Genomic DNA, 16,416 nt, shown 5'->3' on the forward strand with positions numbered 1-16,416 from the left:
CGAGAGTAATTAGAAGCAGAAAACAATGACTTCTCTATCAACAGAAAACTTAGGTAAAAAGATAAAAAATAATAGATTATTATACCTCGCATTTAAAACTGATTCGGCACAATAATTTTTAAATAGTAAATTATTATTAGACTTAGGAGCAGTTAAATCTTTATATAGAAGTTAGTATCAAATCAGCATTTTTAAATTAATGAGGGCACAAAAGTTATTACTCTCCATATTGTTGTATAAACTTGTTGTGCCCATATTTTTATTTAGACAATTCCCCAATGAAATAAATAAATAATTATTAATATATAAGAAAAAGCTGTTGAAAAAACCACCTCTAAATTTGGTATCAACTTTATCCTAACTAATAAATATAAAAGATTAATAATAGTTGTTCCAATAAATATATAATTTAGAATAAACAAAAAATTATATTTTTCAGGCAGTCCAAATAGTAGAATAAACAAATTGTAGTTAGAGGTTTGAAAAACAGCCCAGATGAAACCAAATACTATAACCATTCCCAATGATGAGTTTACTATAAATAAGTATTTTAGTACTTTCAGATTTTTATTTTTGCCCCGGAAAATTGAAAAAATACAGTATAAGAATGTGCCTAAAACAACTATTATTGCAATAATTAACGGAGATATATACAACAGGACAGGTTTATTAAGACTTTTTGCCAGCTTAGATATTCCGCCGTTATATTTAATATTAGAAATAAATTTGATTTGAGATAATTCTTCTTTTATTTCAGGTTTTTTATCAGGTCTGCTAATAAAACTTTCTACTATGCTTTTTCCGGCTTTTGAAAAACTTGTTGCATGACCGTACGGCATTTCAAACAGAAAGCTTTTTTTATATTTTTTTGCCAGTTCTTTACCATTATTTAATGGTGTAATTGGATCATATTTTCCGGCAAAAATCAAAGTTTTAATCTGATTGTTTTTTTGTGTTGAATCATTAATTTTTTGTGCACCAATTTCCCATTTTTCACAAATAGATAAATCTGAACGATAAAATAATATTCCTCTTTTATTTTTTTTGAATGCAGCAGTATTTTGGTCATAATCTGCAATGCTTTTATCTGTAAACCCATCATTACATGAAACACAATAATAAGTTCCAAAATCTCTTTTTAATGCCTCAGAAAAGGCATCTACTAAATTGGCTAATATAAACTTATCTTCTTTATAAAAACTGTTTATTATTAAAGGAACCAGTTCGATTAATTGTTTATTATAAAGAGATTGATGGATAATTATTTTAAAATCGTCAGCGTTATATGTAAATTTCCCAGTTTGAACAATAGTTTTGTCAACATTTACTTCGATGCCTTTTTTATTCAATTTATTTATTACTGAATAATATTTTGATTCTAAATCAGGGAATTTTTGTTTACTTTCCTTAAAAAGTGTATTCAAACTACTGATATAATTAGACGTATTGTTTTTATAATATTCATGGATATTATTAATTGGAGAATCTAAAATAATACCTTCGAAATCATTTGGAAACTGACCAGAATATACCTGCGTAATATAAGTCCCGTAAGATACCCCATACACAAACCATTTATTTATGCCTAACGATTCTTTTAATGCATGTAAATCTTTTGAAATATTTAAACTGTTGTATGCTTTTATATCTATTCCTTTTTCGATAAGGTCATTTTTACATTGTTCTGAAACATTGACAATTTGGTTTATATCTGTAGTAGTACTATTATTTTCGGCAAGTACCTGCAAGATATCTTTTCCAAGTTTAGGACAAAGGCTTGGTTCAGAAAAACCAGTGCCTCTTAAATCAACAAGTATAATATTTGCTTCATTTCTAAGAGGATGATTTAACCATTTTTTGATAGGCCCTATACACCAGCCACCAGGACCACCAGAAATATGAACTGCATTTTTACTAGATTTTTTAAAGCACGGTAATACAGCTACAGCTAATTTTATAGTTTTATTCGAATTCGAACTTTCCCAATTTTCAGGAACACTTAGACTATACCATTTTATATTCTGGCTATTTACTTCCTTCCAGTCTGGAAAATAGCTTGCTGCAGTTTTAAGTTTATAAGTGTTATTTGAATTTTGCGCATTTATATCTGAAAAAAAATGAAAAAAAATGATGCAGATAAATAGTTTTTTAATGGTGGATTTAATTCTCATTCGTTTATTTAAAATAATATCTAAATTTTAGCTAGTCTTATATGTACTTTTATAATTGTTTTTTAACAATGGGAGGTTTTTATGTTGCTATTTACATTCTAATTTCTATTTTTTTACCAGATATTTTGCAAACAAATCTCCCCTACTGATTCATTTTTATTTATGATTTCCTTTGTTATACTATACTTAGTATATTGTTCAACCGTTATTTCTAAAATATATTTATTGGGTGGTAAATCATTTATTATAAATTCTCCATTCTTATCGTTAAATTGCAATTCTTTAACGAAAACATTATCTTTTTCCTGAAAAACCTTAATCGTAAATGTTGGCACAGGACTAAAGCCATGATCAACTAATCTTCCCCATATTGAATAATTATTTATTTCATTAAAAGACATAAAAAGAAATAAAATGATTAGTAAGCATTGAATTTTTTTCATTAGCATCAGTAGTTTTATATTAATATCTTTTTTTAATTGTTACGAAAAATAGTTTGCTGCAAAGCATCAGCATTAATAATCCTGTTGCAAATTGAACTCCCTGCAAACAAGATGGAAACAAAAATCAAACGTTCATCTTATTTATTCTTGTACCTTTTTACAGTTAATTAAAATATCGCAAATGATATCTTTATTTTCATATATAAAAAAATGATTTCCTTGCAAAATATTATAATCAAATCTATCTTCGGTATAGTTTTTCCAATTCAGGATCAGGTCTGCAGATTTTTCTTCATTTCCCATTAAAGCAAAAATTGGTGTTTTAATTTTTGCAGGAGAGATTACAGTATCTTTTTCAATAATCTCAAAATCGGCCCTTAATATTGGTTCAAAAATCTCCAAAAGTTCTGCACTATTTAATATCTCTTCTGACAGCCCTCCTAATTCTTTTAGTTTTTCAAAAAAAAGCGGGTTCGGAATTTCAAATAGCCTCTCATTTTTTCTCATATTGGGTCCAGGGTTTCCTGAAACTACCAAATAAGATGGAAAATCTCCCATTTCTTCTAATTCTTTGGTAATTAAAAAACCTAATTCTGCTCCAAGGCTGTGTCCAAATAAAATGAATGGTTTTTCATTTCTTCTTTCCTTTATTTGAAATATTAAATCCTTGACCGCCTTTTCTTTATCATAAATTAAATCTTCATGATACCGGAGTCCTCGCCCGGGTAATTCTACAGGTTCTAAAGAAAATGAATCTTTCAACCTGCTGGTAAATGAGTTGAAAGAGTATATACTTCCGCCTGAAAAGTGTAGCATAAATAGCTGGTAATCCATTTTAAAATATTATTTAAGTATTCCTGTTAACTTTTCTTTATTATGAAATAAGTCTTTAGTAATTATTGTTTTAATTACGTCCAAATTATTATTTATCATATTCATATGATTTCCTTCTACTATTGCAAGGCTTATATTTCCTGAACAATATTTATCCAAATCATTAAACTGTTTATTGTAATTTCGTTCATCAGCACCTATTTGCGAAGGTTTAACTAAAGTAATGTTACCTGTATAATTTGCGGGCTTGTAATTCATCACTAATTTGTTAGCGTTTACCATTCCACTTACAACATTTTGTTCTATTTCTGAAATTAATAACTGCGCTGATTTTGAGGATTTGTTTAGGTCTTCGCTTTTATCTGTCTGTTTAGACAGCAGTCTTTTTATTAATTCCTTACGTTTCTCTTCAGTTAGATTCTCATCATAAGAAGGCGTATAAAATCCAGGATCAAATAGGATGACACTATTTAATTTATCATTCCTTTTTTCTAGTTGTGAAGCCATTTCATAGGCAATTGTTCCGCCAAGAGACCATCCGCAAACATTAATCTTTTTTAAAAAATTAAATGTGTCGATAGAATGTATATAATTTGATGCAATATTTTCAACAGTAGTATTTACGGCATCATCAACGGTAACTGAATTAAAAACGACTAAGCTTACATTTTCCGGAATTATTTCTTCCAAAATTTTAAAGTTTAAGGTATTATAACCTATAGGAGGCACAAAAAATAAGAAATCATTCTGCTCCTTGTAATTAATACAATAGAAATTATTTTCGTGGAGATTAAAATCACTTTTAAGCTGTTCGTTTATGAACAATGAAAGATCTTTAATACATGGATTTTTATAAATATCAGATGCCAGTATTTGGGCATCAAACATTTTTTTGATTTTATGAATAGCTTTTAAGGCCAAAATCGAATCTAATCCAATATCGAAAAAGTTAGATTGAATATCAAATTCCTTATATGGAATAATCTCCTGTATGATATTAAAAATTATTTTTTCAGTTTCTGTATCAGGCTCCATTAAACTTGTACCAGTGTTTAAATTGATACTTTTTGTCAATTCGGTATAATTAATTTTACCACTATCTGTTAAAGGAATTTTTGTGATTTCAACAAATTCATGGGGAATCATGTAATGGGCTATTTTTTTCTCAAGAAATGATTTTAGTTCCCCCTGATCCAAAGGTTTATTTTGTGTATAAAATGCAACCAATCTTATATTGTTTTTATCATTTACAGGCACTACGATAGACTTAATGATTTTTGGATGAAGTTTCAGATTATATTCGATCTCACCTGGCTCAACCCTATACCCTCTAACTTTTACCATTCTGGTTTTACGTCCCTGGAGAATTAATTTTCCTTCATTGTCAATTAATCCTAAATCGCCTGTTTTCACATATCGGATTCCTTCACTTTCCATAAAGGTATTTTCTTCGAGATTGCTATGAAAATAACCTGTAGAAATACTCGCTCCTGAAATGGCTATCTCCCCTATAATTCCTAATGGGAGTTCTTCCTTTTTTTCATTAAAGACCTTAATATTGGTATTTTGTATTGGTTTACCCAACGGCAAAATTCTCTGGCTGTCTGTATTCTCATTTGTAAAATAGGCAGTTCCCGGTGCTTCTGTTGCACCATATCTGCCTACTACTTTTAAAGTTGGAAAAGAGCTTTTTAGTCTTCGGAAAAGTTCAACAGAAATAGGTTCTCCGCTTATCTCCAGATATTGCAGCGAAGACAAAGCATTTTCCATTTCACAATCATACAATAACTGTATAAATGTCGGGGTTAAAAAAAGTCTTGTTACTTTATTTTTTAGAGATAATTCCTGAAACGATACCGGATTATTATTTGACTCATCAGAATATACAAATAAAGAGCTTCCTTGCATTAAGGGTTCAAAAATTTCCCGCAATGAAGGTCCAAAACATAATAACGTTTTAAAACCATATATATCATCTGGAACAGCCGGGAAATTATTTTTAAGCCACAATATTCTGTTAACATGTCCGTTATGACTTATTTTAACTAATTTAGGGATTCCTGTTGAGCCAGAAGTATAATTTATACAGCAGAGCGAGTCGGGATCAACGACCGGAAGTGTGATAGCATTGACCAAATCAATTTTAGTAATTACAAAAAGTTTAGCACTTAAGTTTACTTTTAATTCAGTATCCGTAAGAATTGTGGCTAATTTTATGTTTTCATTGATCCATTCTATTTTTTCCTTAGGAAAGTCTTTTTCAATACTAACGATATGACATCCAGCTTTTAATATCCCGATAATTGATGCTATTTGATTTACGGAACGTTTCATATTAATACCAACCGGACCTGATATGCTATTTTTAAGAAGCAAATTACAGATACTATTGCTCATTTTATCTAATTCAGCATAAGTACATTTTTGATCAAGATCAATTACTGCAATGTTATCGGGATGCTTTTTTGCAATTTCGCTAAACTGACCATGCAATGTAATATTTGACAAATCGTAACGCAATCCGTCTAAACTTGCTTTTTTGAGTTCTGCAATTTCAAAAATTGAGATATTGTTAAGCGATTGATCTTTAATTTTTTCTAAATTATTAAACACTTTCACAATTCCGTTAGTGATATCATTTAATAAATAGCTTGTAAAACAATCATTCCTATATCTTAACTTCACTTTCAGTCCACCTTTCTCTTCAATAAACATTATGTTTATAGGAAAATGGGAAGAAATATTACTATCATGAGAAACCTGAGTCAAATTGAAATTATCCTCATCCTGATTCATTCCAAATTTTATATAGTTTTGAAATCCATAGGAAATACTAAATAAATTTTGATGACCTGTATTTCTAACAATATCATTAAATGTGAGATAAGCATATTCCTGAGATTCTAAAACCTGAAACTGTACCTCTTTTATAGCATCTAATATTGTTTTTTCTGAATTAAAATTTACTATGACAGGAATTGTAGTAATGCATGGCCCTACAATCGATTCTATATCCTCCTGACCTAAAGGTCTTACTGTAACGGTATTGCCCCAAACAAATGAATCTGTTCCATTGTATTTTGAAAAAATCAAACCTGTTAAAAAATTAAATGCAGCAGATAATGTGATATTCTGCTTTTTTAAAACCCTTACTGAAATTGTATTAATATCAAAATTATATTCTAAATCAGAGAATTCATTTTCTTTCAGTTCAGTTTCGCCTACTGTTTTATTTTCTAACAAACTTGGCTCAACATTTTTTAAGAGATTTGTCCAATAGTCTATTCCTTTTTTCTCGTCTTTTGAATTAATCCAATCAACATAGGTTGAAAATTGTACTGTTGATGAGGCATTTATCAAAGGTTTTTTTCCTAATTTCAATTCGGTTGAAACTTGCATCAATTCATTAAGAATAAAAGAAATAGATGTTGCATCAATAATAATGTGATGACTGGTTATTACTATTATACTTTTATTGTTTTTTACCTTTATTAATGAAAACTTGATCAAAGGCTCTTTCTCGATATCAAATCCTTTAAATTTTATTTCGTTTAGCAGTTTTATCAATTCCTGCGAGTCAGAATCATTCTCTGTCTCAAAATACTCACAGGTTACCGTTCCTGCCGGCAAGGTCATAGATGCAAAATTTCCTGTATCGTAATTAAAGGTGAAACAGGTTCTTAAAATTTCATATTTTGAGGTTACAATAGTACACACCTGACTAAAAAAATCATAAGGGATATTTTCAACAGACTCGTAACTATTTTGATTGATGTAATTTTTATTATCTGGATAATTTAATGCATAACCCACTAATCCTTTTTGAAAAGGGGTTATGTTTTCTTTTAAATTGTCTTGTTTTTTATGAACTAATTTTTCAAGATAATTTTTAAAATACTCAATAAAATTATGGCACATTTCCTGATTGAATCCCAGTTCCGGACTGATACTAAAATCACAATTTAGAATATCTTCTTGTACCCATGCATTAAAGACTATTTTATTAAGCTTATTTTCACTAAACTGATCCGTTTTCTCAATAGCTGACGAAAATGTAGAATGTGAAGAAAGTATTAATTTATTATTATCTACTCTTGATTCTGATTTTTGACTGCTGGATTTATAGGATAAATTTCCCAGATAGTTAAAAAGTATAACAGGTGCAGATTCCATTTGTCTACTGACATACATTGGGCCGTAATACTTTAAAATTTCAAAACCTATCCCACCATTTGGCACTTCTTTATTTGTTGCAGTTACACTACTTAACGTTTCTTCAAGAGATTCTTTAATAATGTTGTATTTTATTGGATACTTACAAGTAAACCAACCAATTACATCTGAAACATCATGATTCGTTATAGAATCTCTACCGTGTCCTTCTCTTTCTATTACACAGGTTTCTGCTTTAGTAAGATCATAAAATGAAAACAAGAATGCTGTAATTATTTTATCCTGTAAATCCTTATTTGATTCATGATCTCCACTTTTAATTTTTACAATATCTCTAAAGCCAACCCCGTCATTTTTTTCAAACTTATCCGAATAATCAATTTGTGATAACCAGTATTCTAATTCTGTGTCTAATAGATCGTTTACTGCTTTTTGATTTTCAAATATCCAATTTTTATAGCTGTTCATAACTGGTGCTTTTTTTATTTAATTTAATATAATTTATTTGTATATCACTCAAAAGTATCTGCCATGAAACTGCATCCATTACTAAGTGATGACAGCCTATAAACATGACAGGTTTTCCTTCTTCATAAAACACGTTTATGTACAACAATGGTCCATTTTCTATATCTATTGACAGGATAGCCTTTTCAATAGCTTTTTTGATATTCATTTTTTCCTCTTTTGATTCTTCTAATAAATATCGCTGACTCTCATAGTCATAATACTGTTGCCATAAACCTTTTTCTTTTTTAAATCTGAGGCTGAAAGAATCGTGATCCTGAGTTAAGGTATCAAAACTTTTATCAATACTTTTTAAGTCGTATCCAAGATTGATAAAATAAGAGGCATGCATTACAAAATTTAATTTATGCTTATTGACGTCAAAAAAATACTGCTGGATTGGAGATAAGATAAAAGGTATATTATTTTCCCTTTCTTGTTTTACGTTCTTAACCAGTATATCTTCTTTTTTAGCTATAGTCTTTAAAAAATTAAGATAAGGCGACATCATAAAATCTTTGATCGTTACCGGATATCCTTTCTTTTTACACATGGCCACTACTTTCAGCATGGTTAAGGAATCTCCTCCCTGTTCAATAAAACTCAGCTCCGGATTTACACTATTTATTGAAATATCCAGCACTTCTGCCCATATTTCAGCCATTTCAAGTGATTTTGGAGTCAAAACCTGTATAGTATCTTGGTTATTTTCTCCATTTATGGAAGCTTCATAGGTATTGATTAACTTTTTCCTGTCTAATTTACCGTTAGACGACAGGGGTATTTCTTTTATTTGTTGAAAACTATGCGGTATCATATAGTTAGGAAGAGATTTTAATAATTCACTTCTCAAATCATTTTCCAATTGAAAATCTAATGTTACAGTATCATCAAATTGTATAAAAACAACCAGTTTATTTTTAATTTTTAAGGCATGTGCAGTTTTAATCTGCTCCTGCATTTCAAATGTTTTATTAATTTCGCCAAGCTCGATTCTATTTCCTCTTATTTTTACCTGATCATCATTCCTGCCCAAATATTCGATATTTCCATCTGGGCGCCACTTGCCTACATCGCCTGTATTATACATGGATTGTCCCGGAACAAATGGATTATCAATGAATTTTTGGCGAGTTAATTCCGGCTGATTCAGATAACCTCTTGCCACACCAGCTCCGGCAATAAAAATAGTACCTTCAACACCTACCGGAACAATATTGTGCTGGTGATCTAAAATGTACATTTTTGTATTATCAATTGGTTTTCCTATAGGAATAACATCTAATTTCTTAGAACATTCAAAATAGGTTACATCAATTGTAGCCTCGGTTGGACCATATAAATTAATTAGTTTTGTGTTTTCTAATAATTCATGAAATTTAGTGTTGGCTGCTATGTTTAAAGCTTCTCCGCTTGCGTACACTACTTTAAGACTTTTTAGCTGATTGATTGATTCCGGTTCACTTTCCAGATATTCTAAAAATTGTGTAAGCATTGAGGGAACAAAGTGCATTACACTTACAGAGAATGCTACAATATGCTCAATAATCTTAGCAGGATCTTTTTCGTCACCGTCCTTTAAAAAAACAACTTTTGATCCTTCTGTAGCCCACCATATTAATTCCCATACTGAAACATCAAATGAATTAGGTGTCTTTTGCATGATCACATCATGCTCAGTCAGTCCATAAGATTTCTGCATCCAAAGTAGTCTGTTCACTAAAGAATGATGCTCAATTAAGGTTCCTTTGGGCTGCCCTGTCGTTCCTGATGTATAAATTATATAAGCAATATCATTTGCTTTGTTCTTTCTTTCCGGATTAAGATCAGAATAATTGTTTTTGTATTTTATAAATTCTTCTATAAAAGCGGCATCAATAATTACTTTATACTGACTGTCGTTTTTAATATATTCTACTCTTTTTTCAGGTAAATTAATATCAATTGGCAAATAAATCGCTGATGCTTTTAACACACCAAATATGGCAGTAATTAACCATTCATTTCTTTCCAGTTTGATTCCAATAACATCATTGTCTGTAACACCAAATTTATTAATAAGGTAATGAGATAATTGATTGGACAATGTATTGAATTCCGTGTAGGTAATATTTTTACTGTCTGTTAAGACAACTGTTCTTTCAGGAAATTTATTTACTTGTGATTCGAACAAATCTACTACCGTTTTATCAGTAGGATAAGAAACTTGAGTTGTATTAAAGTCAACTGTTATTTTTTCTTTTTCTAACGCTGTAATGTAGGAAAGACTTTTTAACGGCTGGTTTACATCTTGACAAACTTGCTCTACTAAATGAAGAGCATGATGAATTATATTTTTAATTAACGTTGTATCATATTTGTTTTCATTGTATTTAAAATCAATTTTTAATGCTGATTTTCCGGGAACAATGATCAAATTAAAATCATAATTAGTTTGTTCAAATATTTCAACAGATTTTATGCTTAGTTCTTCCCCTGTATTTGGCAAATCATTTTGAATTGCTTCCTGAACCATATAATTCTCAAAAACAAGTATATGATTTATTAAGTTCATTCCCAACTCACTTTGGGACTGGACTTTCGACAAATTAAGATAATGATGATCATTTGCATTAACGGCTGCGTGCTGAATTTCTTTTAGGAAAAAAGCAACTGTATCTTCATAATTGTATTTAATCCTAACCGGTATCGTATTGATAAACAAACCTATCATGGTCTCTATTCCCGGTAAATCTCCGGGTCTTCCTGACACTATCGATCCAAATACAACGTCTTGCGTATTATTATATTTGGAAAGTAGAAATCCCCATATCCCCTGAATAAAAGTGTTTTGGGTTATTCCAATTTCATGACACAAATCATTCATTTTTTTGAATAAATTACCTTCAACTTTTAATGTTTCTATTGATTCCTTATAATCGTAAGCAATAGAATTATCAATTTTAAAAGGAATTTGAGCAACATTTGAATAATCTGACAGATAGTCTTTCCAAAATGATAACGATTTTTTACTATCTATTTTATCCAGCCATTCAATGTACTGTGAATAAGGTTTTGGCACTGGAAGGTCTATCAAAATACTCTGATTTATACTATGAAGTATTTGATAAAAATCATTAATTAAAATGCTCATACACCATCCGTCAATAAGAATATGATGATGGCTCCAGATAAATTCATATTCATTGTTTCCTAAATCAAGTACCAACAATCGCATTTGACTCGGATTTTCCGGATTAAATCCTTTTTGTTTATCCTTTTGTTTTGTTTCGTTTACAAAAGCTTCAATAGTTTGGTTTTCAATTTGTAAAAAAGAGAAATCACCTTCAACATTTTTTCTTACAATCTGCAGGGGCTCATTGGCTAAATTTTCTGAAAAACTTGTTCTTAAAACTCCGTGTCTGTCAATCAGTTTATTGTATGCTTCCTTAACATTGTCAATACTTAAATTAGCAGCATTTATGCGGTATGACATTTGTTCAAAATACATCGAAGACGAAGATTCTGATATCCAGTGAAAGTATAATCCCTGCTGCAAAGGCGAAAGTTTGTAAACATCTTCTACTCTGCCGTCTTTGTTTATTCGGTTTAAATCTTCAATACTAATTTCTTTAAAAGATAAATCTGAAGGTGTCAGATAGCTTTTATCTGAGCTTGCTAATTCCTCAATAAGATTTATTAATGCTTTTTCGTAAGCATTGATGATTTTTTGTGCGGTTTCTTTCTCGCAGATTTCTTTAGCATACCTGAAATTGATATTGAGTTTCCCTTCTACCAATATTCCTGTAACTTCCAGAGGTACATCTCTTTTATTTTTAGGGTCAATATTTAAACCAATAAATTCTGACGCATATTCTAATAGGGATTCTTCTTTTTTATCATCCACATTATTACCAAAATCTCCTAAATAATTAAATGCAATTGACGGGTTAACTTCAGGGATATAATGTGGCGATAAATATTTTAATATACCATATCCTATTCCTTTATTTGGAATTTTCCTTAAGCTCTCTTTTACAACAATCAAAGTTTCATTTGCGGTATTTGCAGGAGCGGTTTGTAAAACAAAAGGATAAACAGTAGTAAACCACCCTATAGTTCTGCTAATGTCTATTTCAGGTATTATATCTTCCCTTCCGTGACCTTCAATATGCAAAATGCTTTTATTTATTCCCAGACTTTCCTGCAGTGCAATCGCTAATGCAGAAAGTAAAACATCATTAACTTCTGTTTTATAAGTACGGTTTACTTTGGTTTGCAGTAAATTGGTAAGATCAGGGTTTAAGGTAAAAGTCAATACATCTTTGATCTCAAATTCTCTACTTTTTATTTCCTTGTCTGTTGGAAAATCAGAAATAGCCTGATTTGCTATTTCATACCAATAGTTTTTCTCTGCGTTTAACTTTTCTCCACCTGCGTATTCTTTTTGTGCAGCTGCCCATTTTTGAAAAGAATCAGATTTTAAAGGTAATTTGGGTTCATTTCCTATTGTATATTCCTTATACAACACTGCTAAATCTTCTAATAAAATACGCCAGGAAACACCATCAATAACTAAATGATGAATAATAATTGCCAGTCGATCGCCATCTTTTAATCTAAAAAGTGCCGTTTTGACCAGGCTTGTCTGATCAAGTTTAAAGCCCGCCTGCATTTCTGCTCCAACCTTAGAGATTGTTTCAAGTTCATTTTTATCCTCTCTAAGGTCGTAAAAAATTACAGCATGGCTTTCTTTAAAATTGCTTCTGTTTTTTTGGTGCCATATTCCGTTTTCATTACTAAAACTCATTCTTAGCGCATCGTGATGAGCTATTATACGAGTAAAACATTTTTGCACAATTTCAATATCCAGCTCGGTTGTACTTTTTAATACTACTGATTGGTTGTAATAATTATGTGCCTTAAAGATAGAATCATTGAAAAAATAACTTTGTATAGGAGTCAGCTCTACTGCCCCAGCTACTTCAGACTGATCAATAATTTTATTGCTAACTTCAATATATTGTGCCAGATCCTCTACTATAGGATTGTTAAATAAGTTTAAAAGTGTAAGGCTGTATCCTTTTTGTTTTAATTTAGATATGATTTGGATCGATTTAATCGAATCGCCTCCCAGATTATAGTAATTGTCTTTAACACTAATAGCTTCTCTTTTTAATACCTCTTCCCAGACTTGTACTAATATTTTTTCTTCATGAGATCTGGCTCCTACATATTCTCCTTTTATTACATCATCATTACCAACATCGGGTAATGCTTTTCTGTCTATTTTTCCATTTGGGGTTAAGGGCAAAATTGGTAACTCTACAAAGAAAACCGGTATCATGTATTCCGGAAGTTTTTCTTGTAAAAAGCTTATTAATTCTGTTTTATCTATTTCAGAGTTTGAAACAAAATAAGCCACAAGTGTTTTTTCTTCATTAACCTCTTTAGCTTCCAGAACTACTTGAGTAATTTGCTCTGAATAATCTAAAACAGCGGCTTCTATCTCTCCTAATTCGATCCTGAATCCTCTGATTTTTACCTGATGATCTTCTCTTCCTAAAAACTCAATACTGCCATCTGGTAACCATCGTCCTAAATCTCCGGTATCGTACATGCGCTGTCCGGATATAAAAGGATTTTCGATGAATTTTTTAGCTGTTAAATCGGGATGATATAAATATCCTCTGGCTACATTGTCTCCGGAGATGTAAATGCGTCCTGTTATCTCTCTAGAAACAATTTGCAAATCTTTATCTAAAATATAAATCTGGGTATTGGAAATAGGCTTACCAATAGGAATTATATTTTTACAATCATTTATTTTTGTTACAGTTGCCCAAACGGTACACTCAGTAGGCCCATATTCATTATACAATCCAATGTTTTCAAAATGTTTGTTGTGGGTTGCAATTATATCTAATTTAATCGCTTCTCCGGCAAGAATAACATTTCTTAAACTGAGATTTGCTTTTTCTTTTCTGAATGCCTCAAATAGTACTGAATAATAACTCGGTACACAAAGCATGTCCGTTATTTTATTATCTATTATTCTTTTGGTAATATCCTCAATATCTTTTATCACTTCATCTCTTTCGACTACTAATGTGCCGCCCAGTAAACCGCTCCAGATTACGGCTATAGAGGAATCAAATGCAAATGAAGAAATCAGTAAAATTCTCTCTACCTGATAATAATTTAATCTGCTTAAAGTTGAATTTACCAGATTTCCATGTTCAACCATTACCCCCTTTGGGTTTCCTGTTGTTCCAGAAGTGTAAATAACATAAGCCAGATCTGACGCTTTGTTTGCAACAGGAGGTTTTTCATTCCCATATCTGAATCTTTCAAAATTATAAAGCATAATTTCTTCTGCATCCAGCACAAGTTTACATTTACTGTCTTTCTCAATAAAGTCTACTCTGTCTTCTGGGTAATTTATATCTATGGGTAAATAAGCCGCTCCGGCTTTTAATATCCCTAAAATAGCGATAACAAAAGTTTCTGATTTATCCAGCTTGATACCTACAATATCATTAGGTTTTATATTGTAGTTCTCTAATAAGTATCCCGCCAGCTGGTTGGCTTTTTCATTTAATTCACGGTATGTAAAACGTTTATTATCAAAAAGCAATGCTTCTTTATCGGGCATGCGTTCTGCCTGATCTTCAAATAAGCTGACTATGGTTTTATCTTTAGGAAAATTTTCTTTGGTATTATTGAATTTTTCTAGTACCAGTATTTTCTCATCCTCATTAAGATAACTTATTTTTGAAACTGCTTGAGATGGATTTTTTAATACCTGATCTAAAAGCTGTTCCAGATGTTGTGCTAATTGTACGGCAAAATCCTGACTATAAATGTCTGTATTGTATGTAAGAGATAGTCCAAGACCTTGTTCCTTTTCAATAAAATTGAAATACAAATCAAATCTACTGTTTAGATTTTCAACTTGATTGTAGGACTTTATAGTGAAATTCTTAGGGGTCTGATCTGCCTGCTGCTCTAAAATAGCAAAAGACTGTCTTAGATCGAGCATGACATCAAACAATCCGCTTCTGCTCATATCACGATGCAGTGTTAAGTCCCTCATTAATTCATCGAGCGGATAAATTTGATTTTCAGATGATTCTAAAGTCACTTTTTTGACATTGTTCAATAAGTCGATGAAACTTTCTTCTGTTTTTATTATGGTTCTTAAGGGTAATGCATTGACAAAAAATCCTATAAGGCTTTTTAAATCTGCATTTTCCCTGCCTGAACTTGCACTTCCTATAATGATATCTTCCTGATGCGCATATTTGGATAGTAACAGTTTTACTAAGCTCAGTAAACTCATAAATAAAGTTACTCCTTGTGATTTATTCAATTCTTTTAAGGAGTTTAAAAGATCTGGATTTAATGTAAAATTTAAAGTTTTTCCATTATAAGTTTTTATAAGCGGTCGTTGTTTTTGAGCTGGCAGTACAAGTGTAGGCAGATCACCACTAAATTGTTTGAGCCAATATTCTTTATTTTGATCCAGCTTTTTGTTTTTCAGCATATCTTGTTGCCAAACTGAATAATCTTTATAATGGATCTTAATTTCTGGCAATGAAATATTTTTTTCTTCTTCTGAGTTGCTATAAAAGCTAAATAAATCTTTTACCATTACTTCCATCGACCATCCATCACTTATAATGTGATGCATGACCAGGCTCAGTAAAAATTTAGACTCTGCGGTCTGAAATATTTTTACTTTAAATAATAATCCTTTTTCAAGATCAAAAGAGCTTACTTGTTCTTTTTCAATACTTTTATTTATAGCATCTAAATTTTCAACTCCTTTAAAATCTTCAAAAGGCAAAGAAAAATCTATATCTTCAAAATCTAAAATATACTGTTTTATATCGCCATTACTATCCTCTTTAAAAACGGTTCTTAAGGACTCATGTCGTTGTATTAAAAATCTAAAAGATGCTTCGACTTCTTTGATATCTAAATTTCCCTCAAGCTCATGAACACTGGATAAATTGTATGCAGAATTTCCTCCTTCAAACTGGCTCAATATCCACAATTGATTTTGTGCAGCAGATAAGGGATAATTCTCCTGACGCAAAGCTACTGGTATAGAAAAGGATACCTGTGAATCGATTTTATGATTCTTGAAAAATTGAATTATATCCTCTTTATTTTCTTTTATCAGGTTATAACTAATTTCATCTAATTCTTCTCCATCATAATATACTTCAAGATTATCATTTTCAAGTTGAATATCTATATCGTTATTTTTTAATTGAACAAGTAATTCTCTAACCTTACTCATA

At 30.6% G+C, this 16,416-nt stretch carries 5 protein-coding genes; all 5 read right to left on the reverse strand.

Annotated elements, in window-relative coordinates; genetic code table 11:
- Positions 1-263 precede the first annotated feature (263 nt).
- Positions 264-2,171, reverse strand: coding sequence for an alpha/beta fold hydrolase (locus LUU93_RS03680; protein WP_232678415.1), 1,908 nt, complete (start codon positions 2,169-2,171; stop codon positions 264-266).
- Positions 2,172-2,284: 113 nt separating this feature from the next.
- On the reverse strand, positions 2,285-2,614 hold the full coding sequence (locus LUU93_RS03685; RefSeq protein ID WP_232678418.1) for a peptidase associated/transthyretin-like domain-containing protein: 330 nt from the start codon (positions 2,612-2,614) through the stop codon (positions 2,285-2,287).
- A gap of 141 nt (positions 2,615-2,755) precedes the next feature.
- Positions 2,756-3,430 carry a thioesterase II family protein gene (locus LUU93_RS03690; protein WP_232678422.1) on the reverse strand — a complete coding sequence of 225 codons (675 nt, stop codon included), beginning with the start codon at positions 3,428-3,430 and terminating at the stop codon, positions 2,756-2,758.
- A gap of 27 nt (positions 3,431-3,457) precedes the next feature.
- Positions 3,458-8,089 carry a non-ribosomal peptide synthetase gene (locus tag LUU93_RS03695; protein WP_232678424.1) on the reverse strand — a complete coding sequence of 1,544 codons (4,632 nt, stop codon included), beginning with the start codon at positions 8,087-8,089 and terminating at the stop codon, positions 3,458-3,460.
- On the reverse strand, positions 8,076-16,415 hold the full coding sequence (locus LUU93_RS03700) for a non-ribosomal peptide synthetase (RefSeq protein WP_232678426.1): 8,340 nt from the start codon (positions 16,413-16,415) through the stop codon (positions 8,076-8,078). The genes LUU93_RS03695 and LUU93_RS03700 overlap by 14 nt, the downstream gene beginning before the upstream one ends.
- Position 16,416 lies beyond the last annotated feature (1 nt).

The organism is Flavobacterium soyae, assembly GCF_021245985.1.
GTDB classification, from domain to species: Bacteria; Bacteroidota; Bacteroidia; order Flavobacteriales; family Flavobacteriaceae; genus Flavobacterium; species Flavobacterium soyae.